At 68.1% G+C, this 21,593-nt stretch carries 8 protein-coding genes; all 8 read right to left on the bottom strand.

Annotation, left to right across the window (positions count from 1 at the left end; genetic code table 11):
• The coding region (locus QH276_RS15540) for an ESX secretion-associated protein EspG (protein ID WP_280406783.1) at window positions 1-706 on the bottom strand (706 nt) is incomplete at its 3' end.
• A gap of 6 nt (window positions 707-712) precedes the next feature.
• Complete coding sequence (locus QH276_RS15535; RefSeq protein WP_280398203.1) at window positions 713-1,528, bottom strand: ESX secretion-associated protein EspG; 816 nt, start codon at window positions 1,526-1,528, stop codon at window positions 713-715.
• Window positions 1,525-4,158 (bottom strand): hypothetical protein, encoded by a 2,634-nt coding sequence (locus QH276_RS15530; protein WP_280406782.1) that lies wholly within the window; start codon window positions 4,156-4,158, stop codon window positions 1,525-1,527. Before QH276_RS15530 ends, QH276_RS15535 begins: the two co-directional genes overlap by 4 nt.
• Window positions 4,159-4,236: 78 nt before the next feature.
• Window positions 4,237-4,716, bottom strand: a complete 480-nt coding sequence (locus QH276_RS15525) for a YbaB/EbfC family nucleoid-associated protein (RefSeq protein WP_280398205.1) — start codon at window positions 4,714-4,716, stop codon at window positions 4,237-4,239.
• 127 nt (window positions 4,717-4,843) lie between these two features.
• Complete coding sequence (locus tag QH276_RS15520) at window positions 4,844-5,164, bottom strand: hypothetical protein (RefSeq protein ID WP_280398206.1); 321 nt, start codon at window positions 5,162-5,164, stop codon at window positions 4,844-4,846.
• A gap of 31 nt (window positions 5,165-5,195) precedes the next feature.
• Complete coding sequence (locus QH276_RS15515) at window positions 5,196-8,456, bottom strand: hypothetical protein (protein WP_280406781.1); 3,261 nt, start codon at window positions 8,454-8,456, stop codon at window positions 5,196-5,198.
• 163 nt (window positions 8,457-8,619) lie between these two features.
• Window positions 8,620-9,159 carry a hypothetical protein gene (locus tag QH276_RS15510; protein WP_280399549.1) on the bottom strand — a complete coding sequence of 180 codons (540 nt, stop codon included), beginning with the start codon at window positions 9,157-9,159 and terminating at the stop codon, window positions 8,620-8,622.
• A gap of 50 nt (window positions 9,160-9,209) precedes the next feature.
• Window positions 9,210-21,518 carry a toxin glutamine deamidase domain-containing protein gene (locus QH276_RS15505; protein WP_280406780.1) on the bottom strand — a complete coding sequence of 4,103 codons (12,309 nt, stop codon included), beginning with the start codon at window positions 21,516-21,518 and terminating at the stop codon, window positions 9,210-9,212.
• Window positions 21,519-21,593 lie beyond the last annotated feature (75 nt).

Here is a 21,593-nt window from a genome sequence, read left to right as displayed (position 1 = left end):
TTTTATTGCGTTGTGGGGATGGGGGTCTTGGCGGGGGGTGCGCTCTTATTGGTGTGGTGCATTTTATTTGTTTAATTTTTTGTTGAGGTTTTGGGTTATGTTTTGGTGCTACATTCTTTTGGGGGGGCGTATTCGGGCGGGGGGGGCCCCGCCCTTCGGCGTTCCCGCACCTGCTCACCGAACTCGCCCGGGCGGTGCCGGTGGTGTGGGGCCCGCCTGCGCGCGGGGCCCCCCCCCCCCCCCGCTCCGGTAGCGCATCGGGATCGCTGCCCGCGGGCATATCGGGCAGCAGGCCGAGCACCGTACGCGCGAGGGTCGCGGGTGTGCATTCGGCGATATCGAACCCGCCCGAGTGGGCCACGGTCTCCCCGGGCCGTTGCGTGATCACATAGGCCCGTTCGTCGCGACGCACGGCATGCACCCGGATACAGCGCCGCGGATCCGTGTACTCCCGCTCGTGCCACAGATTCGCGGTAACCATGATGTCGGGTTTGGTGAGCGCTCGGACCATCGCGTCGAATTCCGGGTCCGGCAGCCGCTCCAGTCCGGCGCGCGCCTCCTCCTTCGCGACGGCCAGATCATCGGCGAACTTGATGGTGCTCGTGAAGGTGAACGGACGCGGCAACCCACCGATCCGGCGGTCCTCGCACAAAACCTTGAACTGCAGGTCGGTCAGCTCCCAGCGGTACACGATCGGTTCAGCCACGCGTGGTCATTCCTCGATTTCCATGTTCCGATCGAGCCGAGTCACCACCGAGCCGATCTGCTCGTCGAGCCACTCGGTCAGTTCCGCGGTCCCCATCCCCGTTGCGGTCGGTGCGGGGTGATGCAGCGGGATCGCGTACCGGCCGTCCTCCGGTACGTCGCGCCACAGCATTCCCATTTCGATACGCCCGCGGGGACCGTATTTCGAACGCCCCTGCACCACCCGGATGGAACCGCTGCGAACTGCCGGCATACGGAGGAAGACCAGGGCGCGATCGTAATCGTTGCCCGCGTCCTCGTCCTCGTCGTTGTCGGAGATCATCGAGCCGGACGTGGTGTAACCGGGCTGGAATCGGGGGTCACGTGTGGTGTCGGGAATCGCGGTATCGGGCAGCCGTCCGGCGTGCGCGAACGGCACCCGCGACAACACGATATCGGCCAGCGCGTGCGGATCGCATTCGACGATATCGAAACCGGCGGCGTGATGGACGGTTTCGCCGGGCCGCTGGGTGATCACGAACCCCCGGGCCCGTTGCCGGAAAGCGTGGACGCGCGTCCGCACCTCAGGGTTGTCGAAATCCTGGTCGCCGCCGAATGCCTGCAGGCTGACGAACACGTCGGGCCGGGCGAGCCCGGCGCCGAGAGCGTCCAATTCACCGTTGTAGCGCGCCCGCAGCGCCCGGCGCGTCTGCGCGAGCTCCCATTCGTATTCGTCCTCCCAGCGAAGGGAACTGGTGAAGACCAGCGGCCGCGGCAGGCGGCCCTCGGTGTGGTCTTCGCACAGTGCCCGGAACTCCAGATCGGTGAGTTCCCAGCTCCTCACGGTTCGATCACCGGTTTCACCCGATCAGGAACGTCCCACACCTCATCCAGATTCTCCCGTCCCTGCAGATACTTCGACGGCTTGTAATCGTTGTTCTGCCCGGCGGCATTGGCGGCGCCCGGTGCACCACCCATCGGCGCTCCGCCCATCGGTTGTGCGGAACCGTGTGGGGATTGGTAGTTCCCGGCGGGATCCATTCCCGGTCCCGCGAGCGCGGCGCGGGGGAACAGTTGCGACTGCGACGACTGCGGTTCGGGATACGGCGCGAGCGCCTGCTCCGGCCGGACCTCGCCGGGCAGTCCCGCGCCCCCGCCACCCGCGCCGCCGAGCGCGCCGGCCAGTTGGTCGAGCTGTTCGCGGGCCGGATCCAGCATGCCCTGCAGATGCTGCTGGATCTGACTGGGGTCCAGCATCCGGGCCAGCTCGTCCATCCCGGGAAGTCCGCTGCCGAGCTGAGTGAAGGCCTGAATACCCTGCGTGAGCAGATTGGACAGAATTCCCAACGGGTCCTGACTGCTGCCGCCGCTCCCGCTGCCGCCGGAGCTGTCGCCGAGGAGACCGGTCACAGCGTTCCCCGCGCTGTCGCGGCCGTTTCCACTCCCGCTGCCCGAACCCGAGTCGTCGCCGAACAGCGTATCCGCCGAGCCGTAGGGCGAGTTCTCGTCGTACAGCGAGGAGAGCGGGGTGTTCTTCAACTCCTCCGGCATATCCTCCAGCGGTACCCCGGTGAGCTGCGAGAGTGCGTCCGCGAGGCTCGGCTCGCCCGAACCGTCCGAAGCCGTGATCTTCCGATTCTTCAAGGCCTCCGGCAGCTCGGACACCGGGATACCGGTGAGTTTGCTGAGGATATCGGCGGCCGTGGGGTTCTCCGGCATCTCGCTGCCACCACCGGGGGAATCCGAGCCGGGTCCGCCCTCCGAGCCGGAACCGCTACCACCGCTGGAGCCGGGTCCGCTGCCGCCGCCGCTGGAAACCTCTTCGCCCGGGGAACCGCCGCCCAGCAGGTCCTCGGCCGAAGGCATCTCCGGCATCTTCGGGGTCGTCCCCTGTTGGCCGGTGTAGGCCGGGCTGCTGCCGCCACCGCCCTTCTGGCCCGAACCGCCACTGCCGGACCCGGTACCGCCGCCCGAGGATGCCGTTTCGGGCATGCTCGGCATGGACGGGCCGCCGCCGCTCGAGGAGCCCAGTTCCGGCATCGATGGCATCGAGGGGCCGCCGCCCGTCGTATCGGTCGGCATACTACCGGCCGGCGAGCTACCGCCGCCCGATCCGCCGCCCCTACCGGTCGAGCCGGCGGTTATGGGCGAACTGTTTCCGGACGAGCCGCTGCCCAGACCGCCACCGCTGCCGGCACCGGGCCCGCCGCCCGAACCGTAGCTTCCGCCACCAGTGTAATCGGAGCCTTGGCCGCTGCCCGAACCCCTACCGCCGTTGCTGTTCTGACCGTCTGCAAATCCCTTTTCGTAGCCGTCCTCGAAACCGGACTGGTAGCTGCTGTCACTACCGGAACCGGAACCGCTACCACTACCGCTCCCGAAACCGGAACCACTCCCGGAACCGGAACCGCTGCCACTACCGGAACCGCTACCACTGCCGGAGCCACTGCCACTACCGGAACCGCTGCCAGTACCGGAACCGCTACCACTACCGGAACCGTCGCCTCCCGGCTTCGCGATGGGCCCATCCAGTACGGGCATCACCTTCACCGCTTCTTTCAGCGGCTCGAGGTAGTACTCGTTGAGCCGCCAGCGATAGTCCCCCAGGTCGGGCTCGTGACACCCGCCCGGCTCCGTGGGGATGCCCGGCATCTGCGGTTTCGTGTACGACAAGAAGGTGGCCGTCCAGGCCATGTTGTCGCGCACCTGCTCGATGGAGTCGATCAACGGCTGGACGCCGTTGCGGTAATTGCGCACGGCGTCCTGCGCCGCCGCCGAACCTTCGCCCTTCCAGGAGTCCGACAGCGGGAAGATGGTATCCACCAAGCCGTTCAGCTTGTTACTCAAATCCGAGGCCAGCGAACCCCAGGTCGCCGAGCGGTTCATCACGGCCTGCGCGTCGATGTATTGCCCGTGGTCGTACATTTCCTGCCAGGACACCGCGTCCTGGGCCTCGACCTTGATGGCATCGCCCGGGTCCTTGTTACCGCCGTAGTTCTTCACACCGGACGGAATCTCGGGACTCTGGGACCTGAACACAAGCACCGGATCCGGAGGTTTCATCGGGTCGGCCACCGTCGCGGGGTTGTAGTCCGCTCCGCCCTCGCCCGGTTTGATCGCATCCAGCGTGTCCTTCGACGCTTGATCGGCAGCGTCGTAGGCCTTACCGGCGGCAATGAACAGCTTGCTCAGACCGTCGAGCAGCGTGGCATGTTCACGCAGGATCTCGTACAGGCGGCCGGCCTTCTTGCTGTAAACCCCGGCCAGCTGGTTTCCGGATCCCAGCGCGCCGAACATCGCCGGATCGAGCATATCCAGCTTGTGCTCGGTGATGGCGTTGGCCATACCTCGCAGATCATCGACCAGATCGGCGGCGGCCCGGGCGGCGGTGATCGCATCCTTCGTGGTGAACTCCAGATGACCCGAGTTCACCTGCGTCGTGAGATTGGACAGTGTGTTCGGGTCCAATGCCATGAGAGTTCACCTTCCGTGGTAACCGTCGACCGGAGACTGCCGCGGTCCCCCGACCGGGCTCGTCGTGATCGCGTCTTGTCAGTCCCGATCCGCAACAACGGAGGCCGGCCCCGAATCCTCGGGCTCCTCCGGTTTGTTTCCCGGCCAGTCCGGTGAATCCGGCGATACGGTCGGTGTTTCCAGCGGCTGGGGGATCAATCCGGCCAGATCCGGTGCACCCTCGATCATCTCGGACAGCTTCGGCAGCGAATTCCGGTGTTCCAGCAGCGGATCCATGAGTTCCCGCGCCTTCTTCTGCACCTGCGCCGCGGCATCCTGTACAGCTTTGGTGATTGCCGCGGCGATCTCGTCCATCGTCAGGTCGAGAATATCGTCGGCGAATTTGGTGTCGATGAGCAGACCGTCGGCATTCACCGTCACCTCGATCCGCTTCTCCTCGGCGAGGACCGTGGCGGTGAGCAGGGAACGTTTCTTCTGCACTTCCGCGATACTGCGCATCTGATGGCTCAAGCCGGACAGCATGGTCGCCATATCTTCCTGCAGGCGTTCGTTCACCACGGTGCTACCTCAGTCCCTTCGGTCCGGGGGTGGCCTCCGCGAAGACCACCCCCGGGATTACAGCGCAAGATATTGAATTCGCGATGGCGCGCACGCAAATTCGGCGCGATGACCACCGCCCGGTTGCTCAGAACTGGCTGTCCATCGTGCGCAACTGGTTGACGGCGTCGCGCTGGCCGACGGCGAAGGATTCGAAGGTGCCGCCGATCCCGTCCACACCGGCCAGCAGGTTCGGTTTCGAGGTGCCGTACCCGTCGTTGTTCTTGCCGTTGATGAACTTTTCACCCATGGAATCGTTGCCCCACGGTTGTTTGGTCGATTCGTCCTCGAGGCCGTCGAGCCGCTCCCGTAGCCGGCGGCCGATACCGTGCACCTCATCGGCGAGGTCCTGGGTGAGATTCGCAGCCGTCTCCAGCTTGTCCGGATCGACCTCTACGCGGTCTGCCATGGTCTTCTCCTCACTTCCGGCCGGTGCCGGATCATGTCATCGTGAACGGCACATCGACCGAGGAACTGTTCCCCGAATCCGCGCCACCGCCTACCACTTGCCCTGCTTCCACCACGGCGCCCTCCGGCACCACCGCGCCGGGCAGGATCACCGCGCCCTCGTGCACAATCGCGCCTGTACCCACCACGGCACCCTCGTGCACCACCACGCCCGGGCCGATGACCGCTCCGTCGCCGACGGTGGCACCCGCCTTCACCTCCGCGCCCGCGTTCACCACGGCGCCGGCGCCGATCGAGACGTCCTTCCCCACCACCGCACCCGCGTGCACCTGGGCCCCCGGGCCGACCGTGGCGCCGGGGTCGACCACCGCGTTGGGATGGATGACCGGCGGCCCGGCCGGCTGATCGTCCGGGGGCTGATCGTCCGGGTCGCCCTCCGGTGGCACGGCGTCCTTCGGCAGCCAGCCGTCTCCGGGAACATCCGGCGGCTTGAACTCGTCGATCGGATAGGGAATTCGCATCGGCCAGCGCTGTGGTCGCGGCTTACCACGCACATCCTTGCCCTCACCGAGGAAGTGGTGGTTGTTCGGGTCGGCGGCGAACCGATCACGCGCCGCCTCGTAATGCGCACGCGAGTTGCGCTCCAAGCCTTGGACTTCCCACCACTCCCGAACGGGTACCGGCGGAGCGGGCGCCGGACGCGAGGGCGTCAACCACGCCGGATCATCCGGCCCACGATTCACCACCGGACCCTGCCCCACCGGCGGAGCAGGAGCCGGACGCGACGGCGTCAACCACGCCGGATCATCCGGCCCACGATTCACCACCGGACCGCCGTCCGCTGACGGAGCGGGGGGCGGACGCAGCGGTGAACGCTCGGACAGCGGGGGCGGGCCCGGTGGCGGCAGCGGTCTGGAGAAGTTCGGGGCCGATGGCTGCTGGACCGCCGGGGTCTGTGACGGCAGCGGTCTGGAGAAGTTCGGGGCCGGTTGCTGCTGGGCCGCCGGGGTCTGTGGCGCTTGCTGGTGGGACTGCGGCGTCTGCTGGGCGAGCGGCGGCGCCTGGTGCGATGCGGAGATCGACCTGTCACCCGTGAGCGCGGAGCCCACCGGCCCCATGCCGGCGCGGGACGCAGGCTGTGCAGGATTCACGAGCGGTTGTTGCTGCTGCGCCGGCGGCGGCTGTTGCTGCTGCGTCGGCGACGAAGTGTGTTGCGCGGCGGGCTGTTGCGTTGATCCCGGAAGAGGTGCCTGTTGCTGGGGCGCCGAACTTTGCTGCCCCGGTGTCTGCTGGGGCGCCACGGCCGGCTGCGAACTCGGAACGGATCCGTTGTTGACTCCCCCGACCCCCGGATGCCCCGAAATACCGCCGTTGGCCGGGACATTCCCCGCATCGGACAACGGCGACACCGGACGCTCGACAAAACTACCCGCATCCCAATCCGACTCCGACAACGGCGACACCGGACGCTCGATAAAACTACCGGCATCCGAATCCGACTCCGACCACCGCGACACCGAACCCTCGAAACCACCAGCATCCGACAACGGCGACACCGGACGCTCGATAAAACTGCCCGCATCCGAATCCGACTCCGACCACCGGGACACCGGACCCTCGAAACCACCTCCCGTGCTCGAATCCGACTCCGACCACCGCGAGCCGCCGGATGCCGGGTCGTTGCCGAACGCCGGGTCGTAGCCCCCGTACTGCGGCGCCGCGGGTCCGTGCCCTCCGGACTGACCGGGCGGCCAGTTCCCACCGCCTCCGAAGTCGTTTCCGGCAGGGCCTCCGACATTGTTTCCGCCGAAGTTCGACGACTCGCCGGCCGAGGTGAACCACGCACTCTGCGGCATGGTGTTCGACCAGTTCACCGCGGGTTGCGGACCCCCCGCCCCCAGAGCTGCCGGACCGAACTGAGCTCCACCATCGAAATGCTGGCCGACGCCACCGGCGTTCGGCCCTCCGCCTGCGCTCCCACCGTTCGCCCCACCGGTCCCGCCATTGCCACCGCCGGTACCCCCGGTCCCGCCACCGGTGCCACCATTGCCACCGGTACCACCATCGCCGCCCCCGGTCCCGCCACCGGTGCCACCGTGCCCCCCATCGCCTCCACCGGCATGACCACCGGCAGTGGTCACCGAAGCATTTCCTTCGGTTCTGATCACGAATCTGCTGTCGGGTCCGACAGCGAACGCCCCCGGGCCCTCGTACTTGGGGAAGCGCCACGCGTTGCCGCGTAACCAATGGTCTTTCCGGAAGGCCGACATGTTGGTGAACCCGTCGGTGGTTGTCGGCACATAGCTGTTGAAGGCCGAGGCACCGCGGGCGCCGCCCACCAGACCACCTTGCGCGAAGTTCCCGACCCACCCCGGACCGTTGGTGAATGCCGAGAAGTCACCACCGGAGGCCAGCGCGGTGGCCAGGTTTCCGAAGACCGCCCCGAATCCATCCGACAAAGCGCCGACGACCACGCCGTTCGCGGTACGGCCCGCGACGTTGTTGAGGTACTTGCCGGCGACGTGTTCGATGCCTTCGCCCAGGTACCGGCCGAACTCACGGGCCGGTATCGCGCCGGCGGCACCGCCGAGCGCCGACAGACCGAACTCCGAACCGTTGAACGAACGCCGTTTGCCGTCGGCTATCTGTCCGGTCTGGATACTCCCGTTGATCGCCATGGGGACAATCGCGCCTTCCGCGGCCCGGGCACCGTACACGCCCCAGCCCTTGGCCGTCGGCGCGACCAGTTTGCCTTTGGCGAGCTCTTTCCAGAAATGACGTTTCGCCACGGGAGCGCCTGCCCGGGTAGCGATATTCGCGATCGTCTTCTGGACGAAATCCTGGATGACCTTGAGGTACGAGCGCGTCGAGGCGATGGCCGCCGCCTCCACCGCGGGGGCTGTCGGTGGGAACAGCCAGGCCCAGGCGATTTCGATCGCCAGCCAGCACAGCGTCACGATGATGGTGAGTTTGGTGGCCTGGAGTTCGGTACCCATATCGAAGGTCGAACCGTATTGCGCCTCCATGGATTTGGCGAGCTGTTCGAGTGACTGATCCCCCGTCCGCAGCAGGTCGTAGCGGGCCCCCATTTCGTTGCGGGCGTCGCCCACGGGGTAGGCCGCCATGGTGGCCTGTTTGGCCTGATCGATCTTCGCGAGCAGCGCGTACAGATCCTGGCTTCCCCCTTGCCAGACCTCGGCGACCGCCCAGGCCTTGTCCTCGTCGCCATCCGGCCACTGCGCGCCCGCTATCCAGCCCAGCCAGCGTAGTTCCGGAGGCAGGTACAGACTCATAGCGGCACAGCTCCGACGGTTCGGGATCGCGGACCAGGGTCGTGTTGGCCGTATCGAGTGTGCCGCTCGTCCCTGAATTTCCGGTGGCCTGCGGGCGAATTCGCCGCCATATCCCGCCGACCGGTACGCCGCACGTCCGGCGGCTCGGGGAGAACCGTCCCGGTCAGGCGCGTAGTTTTGCGCCCGCCGGCCAGCTGCCGTCGCGGCGCCACCGTGATTCGGCCCAGGTGACAGTGTGGGTGCATGTCACATGGATATCTTCGGTGTCGGTGTGGTAGCGGAAGGTTTCCTTGTCGATGGTCAGCAGATGGTCCGTCGGCGGTTCCGCGGGCGGAACTTTCAGCGAACGGGCACGGACCCGGTATTCCACTTCCTCCGGGGTGTCGCGCACCCGCTCGACCTGCATCTCCCAGGTCGGCGGATACACCTGGTAGCCCTGGACCGGCCGGGCGGAGCGGATATCCTCGTCGTACATCTCGCCGATCATCAGTGGGTGCAGACTCCCGTGCGCGGTGATCACCCCGCTTCGCCGGTTGATCACGTAGTTGCCCATACCGAAACCCGCTTCGCTGTCCTCCGCCGGCAGTTCCTCCCGGCACACCCAGCCGAATTCACACGGATACACCGCGAATACAGCTTCCGGGCCGAATGCCTCCGCCAGGTACTGCTGCACGTCCTCCACGGTTTCCAGCAGGTCGGGCATATCACTCCTCGAATTCGGTGCCGGACGGTTGCGGTCCGGCCGCTATCGGATCAGGTCAACGTGAACGGAACATCCACTTCCGGTTCATCACGCTGTGTTTCGTCCCCGCCGGGTGGCGAGCCCGGATCGCCGGTGCCGAGCGTTTCCGCACCCTCCGGCTCGGTGGTTTCCGGGTCCGGAGCGCCGTCGGCCGGCACCGCACCCTCCGGAAGCCATTGGACATCGGCCGGCGCCGGCGCCCGGAAATCGCTGGGCAACGACCACTCCTTGGGGCGGCGGCGCTGCGGGCGACCGTGGCCCTTGTACCAGATCTCCCGGCGCTGCCCGGTGGCGCCGGCCCGCGCGCTGGACAGGCCGTCGCTTCCTGCACCCGCTGTCCCGGAATCGATCGAATCGACCTCGTCGGGTACCGGCACGGCGCGCGCGATCGGTCGCGGACTCCAGTTGTGGGGCCACTCCACGTTGCGGCAGAAGCTGGTCAACGTCTCCCTACCGGCCGTGACGTAGGAGATCCGGTGGTACCGGGCCACCAGGGCCAGCGCCTCGTCGTGTGAGTACCGGGTGTTCGTCATCGGATCCCACCACACCGGCGCCGGCTCCCCACCGTCCTCCGATGTGACCGGATAGATCAGCAGGATGCCCGCCGCGGCCGGCCCTTTCGCCCCTTCGGCATCCCACGACACTTCGACGAAAGCCGCCGATCCGGGACCCAGTTCGACGACTTCGTCGTAGACCCGGGTCAGTTGCCGGGGCGGGGAAGAAGCGCCCGCACGCGAGGCAAGCGCGGCACCGAACATGTCCTCGATCATTCGACGGCCGCCCTGATGCAGAACGTCATCCGCTGTGGGCCGCCCATCCGGGTTCAAACGGTCCCAGCTCGGCACAGCGAATACCGGACGGCCGCTGAAACACGACAATCCCGCGATCGCCGATTCGTAAAAACTGATCCTGCCCCCCGCAGGGAATCCGCCACCGAAATTGACGAGCTCACCGTAGGGCGTACCGCCGGGTACCGCGGTGTACGAACTCGGGTCCCGATGCGCCGCGAACCCGTGTTCGCCGTCCCGCAGCGCACCCTCGAGCGCCGCACGATGCTTCGCCGCGGGCACCACGAACTCGTGGGTGCCGATCACGAAGGTCACCGACGCCGTCTTCTCGACAAAGTCCGCGGGCGGACCCTTGTAGCCTTTCCCGGTTTGCGCGTCGAACCAGACCGGGCCTTTGTCCCGTTCCTCGTCGGAATAGGCCGGATAGACCACCACGATGTCGTGACCGCGATCGATCCTCGGCGAACCGTCCGGGTGGTATAGCTTGTCGCCGTCGCTGTCCGTCTCATGCCATTCGATGGAGACGTAGGCGACCGTTCCTTTCCCCAATGCGGCGATATGCTCATGCGCCGCCCGATACTGCTCGCGGATCGACCGCGATCCGTCGGCGAAGGAGATCGCCCGGTTACCGACGAACCGCGCCGCCTGCGCCTTCCCGTCGAACAAGCGGTTCGGTGCCCGCCCGATCCGCGGTGCCGCGACCTGTGGTTTGCCCAGGAACGAGGCGATCAATGAGAGCGAGGTGTCCTGGCAGTTGTCGTTGCGGCCCAGGCTCCGCGTGCCCGGCCCGTTGACGATTTCCCCGTAGGGCCGTCCACCGGGCACCGCCGTGAAGGTCCGCGGATCCTGGAACAGCGCGTAACCCGAGCCGTCTACGCTTCGCAGTGCGTCGTCCAGATCCGCCTGATACGAACGCTTCTCCGGCACGCCCCAGATACGGCCGTCCCGATCGGCGGAGAGCTGCGGAATCACCGCCAGGTCGCCGGCGGTGAACCACGGAACCGCGGCCGACCGCGCGACCTGCTGCGTCGGCGGCAAGGTGTCCGCTCCCAGCAGCCGCCGGATTCGCCGGCGCAGACCGACCGGCGTACCGGCTGCCACCTCGTCGAGGCGCCCCCCCGGCCGCGCCGGTGAAACCATTGCCACCGGCGGTGGGTCCAGCCGTGGCGGTCCGTCCTCCGGCACCTCCCGTATCCGCTCGATGCGCATCGGCACCGGCGCCGGCGAGCGTTCCGACTCCTGTCGCGTACCCGCCTCCGCCGGCTGGTTTCCCGCCGCCGGAGTACTGCTCACCAGGTCCGGCTCCCGGGGGTCGTCGTCCGGTAGTTCCGTTATCCGCCCGGCCGCGCCCCCTTGGTGGGGAGCATCGATGACCCGGCCGGGTGGTATCACGATGAAGCCGAGCTCCACACTCTCGGCGATCAACGCCTCCGGCGGCTGGGTCCAGGTATCGCCGGCCGCCGGATCCCACCACCGCGGCCCCGATGGTGGGTGCGGATTGTCCCTCGATTCGCCGGCGGGAAAGGTGAGCACGAGGGGCTCGAAATGGGAGACGACAACTTTGCCGCGCGGATCGGTCATCCGCTCGCCGGTTTCGGGGTCGGTCTTGGGGACCGCACGGAAAACCAGCGCTACCGAACCCGGCCCGAGCAAGGCAATCCAGGCGTGCAAGGCCGCGTACTGTTCCGGCAGCGAGAGATCGGAAGCGAAGTTGTTGGGGCGGCTGCGTAGCCACTGGCAGGCTCGGGCCACACCGTCTGTCTCGTCGTTGCTGTCGTATCTACCGGGGCCCGGGTCCGGATGCCGGGGAACGGCGGCCATGGGGTGGCCCAGGATCGTCGCCACTCCCGCCAATGCCGCATCCCATTTGTTGCTTGCGCGACCGGTGCCGGGCGGCCCGCCCAGGTTGACCAGCCACCCGTACGGATTCTCCGGCGTCGGGTAGGTCGCCGGATCGGCACCGGCCACGAAGGCGCCGTCGGGACCGCGCAACGCGTCCTCGACGAGTACCTGCAACGCGGGATGTTCGAGCCGAGCCAGCCGGCCGTGACCGAAACGGCGACCACCCGACGGGTCCGCCAGCCGCACCGGCGGCACCGGGCGATCGTGCACCGGTGTGATCACCGGAACGCGGGGTAGCGCCGGCCGCGGTGCGGGCGCCGGCGCCGGTCGCCGTCCGGCAGCGGATGAGCCGATAGTCGTGCGGCCCGGCGGGATCGCGCGGAAACCCATTTTCGCCGAGTCCCGGATGAGCCGCGCGGGCGGTTGGCGGGTCATCGCCCCGGACTGCGGATCCCACCACACCGGGCCCGCGTCGATGACCTTGCCCGCCTCGTCCCGATTCGCCGGATCCGGGACGGGGTAGACGATCAACGTGTCGTGCGAGGTGCCGAGCACGGGATTGCCGGCTCGGTCGATCAGTGGCGCGCCGGTGGCGGGGTCTTGCGCGTACAGATCATGGTGGACAACGGCGGCCGAGCCCGGGCCGAGCGCGCGCATATGGCTGTGGAGGGCGGCGAATTGCTCGGCTATGGAACGGGTTCCGTCGTCGAAATGGTCGACGGGAGTCTGCAGTACGGCGTACATGCGGTATCCGCCGTTGTGCTCGGGACCCATCGGGCCGGTGCTGCCGTGCACGGTGTCGGGATAACGCGGCGCGGCGACCAGCGGCTTGCCGAGGAAAGTCGCCAGCCCGGACAGCACGCATTCGAGTCCGTTGGTCGAGCGGCCCGGCACGACTCCACAACCCGGGTTGATCAACGTCCCGTACGGTGTCCCACCGGGCGGATAGGTGCTCGGATCCGCGTATGCGGCGTATTTCCCGTCGGTACCCCGGAGCGTCCGCTCGAGGGTGCGCTGCAGCGCCGCCGACTCCACCGGAGCAAGCAACCCGGGGCCGAACACGCGGGTGCTCGCCGGGTCGGCCAGTTGTGCCGGTGGCTGCGGCGCCCGGCGCCGGAGTACCGGATCCGGTGGCGCGAGCTCCGGCGTCAGTACTCCGTGGTCCCCACCTCCGGCCAGGTTCCGTCCCGCTCCTGATGCCAGCTCGCCCAGGCGGCGGCCACCATCGCGTCGGTGCTCGTCGGCTGCGGTAGCCGGGTGTGTTTGTCGATCACCATCGCGAAGTGTTGCGGAGGGTTCACTTCCGATCGGACGTTGATCCGATAGTCGATCCGGTCCGGCGTCTCCTGGATCCGTAGCAGCTCGATCCGGGTCTGACGCGGGTAGATCTGCCGGGCCATCGGGGCGCGGCCGGCCGTTACCGCTTCCGTGTAATCCTCGATGATCATCCCCGCCGACCAACTCGGATACTGCAGAACCACTCCGGTTTCGGCGTTCACCACCAGGCTCGACAGCCCGATCGCCCGGCCCGTCTCCCGGTCCTCCTCGGTCGTCGTGGGCTGGACCAGCCACGCTCCGACCGGCATCCGCCCGATCAGATACCTCCGATCGCCCGGCAGCAGATCGAGGAGGTACTCCCGCACCTGCCCCTCCGTCTCCAGCGGTGAGTTCATTTCTCGCTCCTTCGGCACGATCGGTACTGTCCGGATTCTCGCCGGAATCCGTGTCTGTCGCAGTCGGTCCCGGTGTGCCTGCAGGACCCGGTCTGTCGGAGCCGTCGACCGGCGAATCGCGCACCGGTTCGTCCCCGGGGAGTTCATACAGTGCGTCGTCCCCGGCCGATTCGTGCCGCGCAGCGTCCCCGGAAAGTTCGTACCGCGGCTCGTCCCCGGGCAATTCGTGCCGCGCAGCGTCCCCGGAAAGTTCGTACCGCGGCTCGTCGCCGGGCAATTCGTACCGGGCAGCGTCGCCGGAAAGTTCGTACCGCGCGTCGTCTCCAGAGAGTTCGTACCGCGGCTCGTCGCCGGGCAATTCGTACCGCGCAGCGTCCCCGGGCAACCTGGAACTCTGTTCCGGCCGAGTCCGCGGATCCGCGGACTCGGAGTGTTGCGGCTGCGGCCCGGGCTCCTCCGGCGCGCGTTCGGCCGCGACGGCCGGCGGCTGGACCGGTATCAAACCATCATCGAACACCGGCTGATCGGCATTCTGTGTTATCTCCGGTGCCGGTCGGTCCGGGGCAGGAAGCGCCGGTAGCGGTGACGGGTTCGGTCGATGACGACCGGAAGAGTCGACAGCCGTTCCCGCCGGTAGCGCGACGAAGACCAGCGCCGCACTGGTATCGATCAGGGCGTCGGGCGGTTGTTCCCAGGTTTCGTTCGTCGCCGGACGCCACCACAACGGCTCGGTCGGCGGCGCGAGTTCGGCCGCGGCGTCGGCGATCACCGGAAAAACAACCACCACCGGCTCGAAGTGAGAGATCGAGACCTTGCCGGTTTCGGCGTCGGTGGCCGGGATCGCGCGGCCCACCAGGGCGGCCGACCCCGGACCGAGGGCGGCCACCCAATTGTGCAGCGCCGTGTACTGCTCCCTCACCGGGCGGGCGAAACCGAAATTATCGGGCCGGCTCCGCAACCACACGCGCGCCCTGTCGAACCCTTCGACGTGGGCCCCACGGCCGCCGGGGCCGTCCTGCTGCTTCCGGAAAGCACTGCTCACGGGATGGCCGAGGAACGTCGAGAGGCCCGACACCGCCGCGTCCCATTCGTCCGGGACGAGCTTTCGCGGCGCCTTCCCACCTTCACCGACCAGCCATCCGTACGAACTGTCCGGTGTCGGGTAGGTGCGGGGATCGGCGCCGGCCACGAACGTGCCGTCACTCTTGCGCAGCGCGGTCTCCAGGACGTTGCGCAGACCCGGATGATCCCAGGTAATCAGCCCACCCGGACCGGTACCGCGGCTCTGCACCGGGTCCGGCAGTCGCGCCGGGGCCGGGTGATTGTGTACCGGTGCGGTCACCGGCGCCGGCGGTCGTATCGAGGCCGCCGGCGGCCGCTGAGTCGGCGGGTCTCCGGCCGCGCCGATCTCGGCAATGCTGCGCCCCGGCGGAATCGGCCGGTACACGACCCGGGCGGAGTTCCGTATCAACCATTCGAACGGCCGACGAGCCATTGCGCCGGACTGCGGATCCCACCACAGCGGGCCTTCATCGATGATGTTTCCCGTTTCGTCGCGGTGCGCCGGATCCGGTACGGGATACACGACCAGCAGGGCATGGCCGGCATCGCCCTCAGGATCGTCCGCCTTCCAGACGGTGCTGACGGTGGCGGCCGATCCGGGCCCGAGCGTAGCCACAAGATCATGGATAGCGGCGAACTGTTCTGGTATGGAACGGTTTCCGTCTTTGAAGGATTGCACGGGGATCCGGAAGACCGCCTTGGACCGCCTGGGGTGGCCTTCCTCGGGGAGGTCCCATTTCACCGCACCGTCGACCTGGCGAGGGAAGACCGGCGCGCTGACCGTCGGTAGGCCGAGGAAAGTCGCCAGCGCGGACAACACACAATCGACGCAGTTGCCGGCCCGGCCCGGCACGACACCGAAGCCGGGGTTGATCCGCTTACCGTACGGTTCACCGGCGGCCGGGTACTTGCTCGGATCGGCGTATTGGAGGAATGTCCCGTCCGCGCCGCGCAGCGCGTTCTCCAAGTCCTGCTGCAGTGCGGGATTCTCCACCGGGGCGAGGAACCCGGGACCGTAGGCCCGGGTCTGCGCCGGTGCGATCAACCGCATCGGCGGCTCGGGCATCGGGCGCCGGATCGGCCGGTGCGCCGGTGCCGGCGCGGCGGGATCGGGTCGGCTGTCGTGCGTGTCCTGCCCAGGAGCGGCATCCGCATCGCTTCCCGATGCCTCGGCCGGTTCGGTAGCCGGCGACGCGCCTGTTTGCGCACCACGGGCGTTTTCGGCTTCGCCGGATGCACTGTAGATATCGGCCGCATCGTCGTCATCGGCGATACTGTTGATTTCCGTGGCATTGCCGGCCGACGCCGCGCCGAGGTCTTCCGGCGCGGGAAGCGCGGGCGTATTCGTCGGATTGCCGAGAGCGGGGTCGACGGTGGTACCCGGCCGGACCGGAATGAACGCGAGTCCCACGCTGCCGGCCATCAGTGCGGCCGATGGCTGGACCCAGGTCTGCCCGGTCACCGGGTTCCACCATATCGGCCCGGGTGGCGGCTCCCGATCATCGACGGAGGTGATCCGCGGAAAGACGACCAGCAGCGGGGCATAGTGGGAGAAAACGTATTTGCCGTCCGCAACCATCGGCCGCCGGGTCGCCGGGTCCGTCTTGGGCATGATCCGCAGAGCGACCGCAGCCGTGCCCGGTCCGTGAATGGCAGTCCACATGTGCAGTGCGGCGTACTGCTGCGCCACCGGAAGGGGGCCGCGGAAGGTGTCGGGCCGAGTGCCCAGCCATGCCCCGGCCCAGCGGATCCAGCCGGCATCCTCGACACTGCCCCGGCCACCGGGACCCGAATCGACGTCCCGGGGTGCGGCAACCACAGGGTGCCCGAGGAACGACGACAGTCCCGACAGTACGGCGTCCCAGTGGTTGTTGTCCCGTCCACGCAGGACAGGCCGGCTCTCCCCGCCGTTGACCAGCCGGCCGAACGGGTTCTCCGGGGTGGGGTAGTTCCGGGGATCGGCCCCGGCGACAAAGCTGTCGTTGCCCGCTCGCAACGCATCCGCCACCGCTCGTTGCAGACCGGGATGTTCGACGGGAGCCAGCAGACCGGGACCGAACGGACGCGACCGCGACGGATCCGGCAACCGCAGCGCCGCCGGTCGATTGAGCGCCGGCCGTATCGCACGGTCCGGCCGCGGCGTATCCGCCTCGTCCTGATTCGGCGAATCGATGGTCCGGCCGGGCGGAATCTCGAAGAAACCGAACGAGCTGCTGCCGGCGATCGGATGGGCCGGCGGCCGGGTCCAATGTTCGTTGGTCACGGGAACCCACCACACCGGGCCGGGCGGCGGGCCGGGGTTGTCCCGCGAGGTGACCCGCGGATAGACGATCGCCACCGGTTCGAGCCGGGCGGCCGGCCTGCCGGTCCGATCGCGCACCGGCTCGCCGGTCGCGGGATCCACCACCGGGATCGCGTTGATCATCACCACGGCCGCCCCGGGCCCCAGCTCGACCACACGATTGTGCAGCGCTGCGTACTGTTCCGGCAGGGTGCCGGTCCCGAAGCGGTCGGGCTGACCCTGCAACCACTGAACGACCCTGGCGTATCCGCCGGCTCCCTCGTCACCGTTGTCGTATCGGTCGGGGCCCGCCGGGTACCGGGGTGCCGCCACCAAGGGGTGTCCCAGGAAGGACGACAGCCCCGACAGCAGGGCATCCCACGTATTGGTACGGCGCCCGAGCGGGAAGAATCCTTCCGCGTTGATCAGCTTTCCGTACGCATGGTCCGCGGTCGGATAGGTTCGTGGATCGGCCCCGGCCACATAGTTTCCCTCGCGACCACGGAGCCTGTTCTCCAGTACCTGTTGCAGGAAAGGGTGCTCGAGGGCAGCCAGCTGCCCCGCCCCGAAGCGACGGCTCCGAGACGGGTCCGGCAAACGCATCGGCGGTGCCGGCCGGTCGAACACCGGGACGGGCTCCGGCCGCGGCGGCGCGGCCGGCTCCTCGTTCTCCGGCGCCACATCCGGATCGGCCAGCCGGCGCCGTTTTTCCGGTGCCGCGTCGGAATCGGACAACGTCCGCTTCCGCGTCTCGGCCGGCCCTTCGTCCGTTCCCGGAGCAGGCGCGGCAGGAACCGGAGCCGGCCGGTCCGCTCCACCGTCCTCGTCCGCGTCGACCGCGGTCACGCCGCGGGCGACCGGCCCGGCCACATCGACCGGCGGCGGCCCTTGGCTCGGTGGTGTACCCGGTGCCCCCTTCGGGTCCTGCCCCACTTCCCGTACCGGGTTGTAGACGGTAGTACGCGTATACGGCTCGGAAAGGTGACGCACCAGGTCGTCGCCCGTGGCCGAAACAAACGACAGCGCCCCGAACTGCGGGTTCGCGGTCAGCAGATCCGCCATCTCCGAACGCGAATACCGTGTATTCGTCGTCGTGTCCCACCACGTGGGTACCGGCTGTTCCGCACCGTCCCCCGCCTTCGGATAGACCAGCACGAACACAGCTACGTCTTTACCCGGAACAATCCGGCCGGCCGCGGAAACTGTCTCCGGCGACGAGACGAACGCCACTCCCACCGACCCGGGACCCCGCTGCGAAACCTGGTCGTAGGCGGTGTCCGCCTGCTGCCGCGGCGTCGGCGAATCGGGGGACGACAAAGACTGCAACGGTCCGCCGAAGTACTCCTTCACTCGATCCCGGGCGCCCTCCCACAGCACCTCGTCCGACGCCGGCCGGCCACCCGGATTCAAACGATTCCAGCTCGGCACCGAAAAATTGGGCCGCCCCAGGAAACACGAGACCCCCGCTAGGGCCGACTCGTGGAAGCTGATCCGGCCCCCGGGGTCTCCCGCACCGAAGGTGACGAACTCGGCGTACGCACGGTCACCACGCACCGGCAGGAACGGATCCCGATACTTGACGAAACCGCCCTTGCCGTCGTCCATCGCGTTCCGCAGCGCCCTGCGGTGTTTCAGCGCGGCCACATACAGATCCGGCCGGCCCACCACGAACTGCACTTTCCCCGCCGCCAGCACGACGCCCTCGTCCGGCTCGGTGTCCCATCGCCGGCTCATCGGGTCGAACCAGATGGGCCCGTTGTGCGTGCCGTCATCCGGGAAGTAAGCGATCGTTCCGTGCCCGCCGATGATTTTCGGGGAGCCGTCCGCGTTGGTCTCCTTGTTGCCGTCCCGGTCGAACCCTTGGTATTGCGTGGCGACCATGGCCACCGTGCCCGGACCCAGCTCCTCGATGACACGGTGCGCTGTCGCAAATTGCTGAGCAACCGACCTCGCGACCGGACCGGCGAAGGACATATGCCGGTTGCCGAGCATCTGAAATGCCTGCATATCCCCGAAATTGAAATAATCCCGGAGAACCGTGCCGGTCCGTGGAGCCGCGACCTGCGGTACACCGAAGAACGAGACTATCGCCGACAGCGTGATATCGGCACAGTTCCGCCACCGGCCGGCTTCCTGCGAACCCCGCCCGTTGATCAAATTCCCGGCCGGTGTCCCACCGACCGCCGAAAAGGCGACCAGATTCGGGTACTGCGCAGCCCTGCCCGTCACCGGGTCACGCAACGCCGCATCCAAGGCGGCCTGATCGGCTGGATCGACGGCACTGTACCCGTTGCCGGCCCGCCGCTCGGCCGGATCCGGAACAAGCGCCAACTCCTCATCGGTCAGCCGCGGAACAACACCTGCTGCCGCGACCGGAGTTTCCGGTGTGAGCCGTGACGGGCCGCGACGCAGTAGACGACGCAACCGATCCCTCAAGTGGAACGGCGAACCGGTCACCTCACCGTGGCCCGCGCCGGCCTGCTCGATAGGACCGCGCCGGGGCACCGGGCCGGTCTCGTCGCGAATGCCCGCGGCCGGCCGAGGCGCATCATCGGCACCGATATCGGACGCGCCCTCGTCGGACATGTCCGCCGCCGGATCCCCGGCGACTTCCCGTACCGGGCCGGTCGCACGGGCCGGTGCCCCGGCGCCGGCCCGGCCGGACGGTGGTTCCGCGAGAAAGTCGCGCAGGCCGCGTCCGGTGGTGGTAACGAACGAGACCTCGTCGAACTCGGGGGTCCGCGCGAGGGTGGCCAGCGCCTCGCGCTGCGAATACTGTTTGCCCGTCATAGGGTCCCACCACACCGGGTTCATCCCCCCGCCGTCCGCCGACCGCGGATGAACCAGCAGAAACGCCGCCATATCGGCACCCTGCGGCCCGCCGGACACGATCGCCAATCCCAGCGACCCCGAGCCCAGGGCGGCCACCTGGAAGTACGCCTCGGCGAACTGTTCGGCGACCGTCCGATTATCCCGGGCCAGTGACTTCAGCCGTTTGCCGAACCACTGGCGGACCAGGTCGCGACCGCCCCCGTTCAGGCGCTCGTCCGGAGTCGGCCGCCCCGCTGCGTTGTACGAGTCCAGGCTGGGGGTGGCGAAGACCGGCAGGCCGACGAAACATGCCGCACCGGCGAGCGCGGACTCGAAGAAACTGAACCGGCCCGGGCGCCCGGAATCGAAGGTGATCAGCTCACCGTAGGGCCGGCCACCCGGCACCGCGGTATACGAAGGCGGCCGGTACCTGGCGAATCCGCCACGGCCGTCACTCATCGCGCGCCGCAGCGCCCTGCGGTGCCGCGCCGCGGCGATGACGGATTCGGGGGTACCGATGACGAAATCGACTCGCGCCGTGTTCGCCACGACATGTTCCGGCGGACCACCGTAGGTTGTCGTCCGCATCTGCGCGTCGAACCAGACCGGCCCCTGGTCCGCGCTCGGGTCCGCTCCGTAGTCGGGATACACCACCACCATGGCGTGTCCACCGTCCCATTGCGGCGAACCGTCCGGGTGATACAGCTTTCGCCCGTCCTCTTTCTTGTGCCACACGAGGTTGACATAAACCGCGGTCCCCGGCCCCAGGCCGGTGAAGAGCCGGTGCGCCTCGTCGAATTGCTGCTCGATCGACCGGCCGTCCAGGTCGAGGGAGAGCCCGCGATGGCCGAGGAAGCGCGTGGCCTGAGACATACCGGAGGTATGTGAATCCCGTTTGCTGGGACCGATCCTCGGGGCGGCGGCCTGGGGTTTCCCGAAGAAGGTGGAGATCAGCGACAGCGAAATATCCTGGCAGGCGTCCTCGAGGTGCCGGCGGCCGGCGGCAGCGATCAGCAACCCGTACGGTTCGCCGCCGGCCACCGCGGTAAAGGTCGCCGGGTTCTGGAACAACGCGAACAGGTCGCCGACCCGCACCGCGTCTTCCAGCGCATCCTGATGTCGCTGCCCGACCCCGCCCCAGACCTCGCGATCCTGGTCCCGGAACAGGCTGGGGATCACGGCACGTTCCTCGGCGCTGAACCACGGGATGGTTCGCTCCGGCGCAACGGGCATCGGCGACAGCAGGAGCGAGGACTGCTCGGCCGCGGTATCGGGGCGGTACGGGTCCGCCCCGTATTCGATCGGCTGGACCGACTCACCGTCGGAATCATCATCGTAGAGCTCGTCGTCGTCCGACGAGAACTCGTCCGGCTCGTCGTCGGAGGTCTCCTCCTCGACCGACTCCAGATCGGGATCGATGATCCGGCCCGGGGGTATCGCGATGAAGCTCAGATCTCCGGTAACCGCACTGAGCTCGGCCGGCGGCTGCTCCCAGGTGTCATCGGTGACCGGATCCCACCACACCGGACCGGGGGCGGGCACCGGGTTGTCTCTGGAGACCCTGGCCGGGTAGACGACCACGGCCACGGGTTCGTGGTGGGAGACCACGACCCGGCCGTTCACCCGGACCGGCGTCCCGGTCCCGGGATCCAGCTCGGGGACCGCGCGGATAGCCAACGCGGCCGACCCCGGCCCGAGCATGGCCACCCAGGCGTGCAGGGCCGCGTAGTGTTCCGGCCGCGATCCGGCCCGGAAATGGTCCGGTTGGCTCCCCAACCACTCGACGGCCCGCGAGTACCCGTCGGTTTCGTCCGCATCGTTGTACAGATCCGGCCCGGCATCCGCATACCGCGGAGCAGCCACCAACGGATAACCCAGAAACGACGACAACCCCGACAACGCCGCATCCCACCGATTCGAACCCCGCCCCAACACAAA

Origin of the sequence: Nocardia carnea (assembly GCF_029869215.1) — a bacterium.
GTDB classification, from domain to species: Bacteria; Actinomycetota; Actinomycetes; order Mycobacteriales; family Mycobacteriaceae; genus Nocardia; species Nocardia carnea_B.
The sequence above is the reverse complement of the archived record's forward strand: the minus strand, read 5'-3'. Positions and strand labels throughout refer to the sequence as shown.

Bases quoted from the DNA above. Each gene is read 5' to 3' on its own strand.
- QH276_RS15530 (WP_280406782.1), bottom strand. From the start codon at position 4,158: ATGGCATTGGACCCGAACACACTGTCCAATCTCACGACGCAGGTGAAC.
- QH276_RS15510 (WP_280399549.1), bottom strand. From the start codon at position 9,159: ATGCCCGACCTGCTGGAAACCGTGGAGGACGTGCAGCAGTACCTGGCG.
- QH276_RS15515 (WP_280406781.1), bottom strand. From the start codon at position 8,456: ATGAGTCTGTACCTGCCTCCGGAACTACGCTGGCTGGGCTGGATAGCG.
- QH276_RS15520 (WP_280398206.1), bottom strand. From the start codon at position 5,164: ATGGCAGACCGCGTAGAGGTCGATCCGGACAAGCTGGAGACGGCTGCG.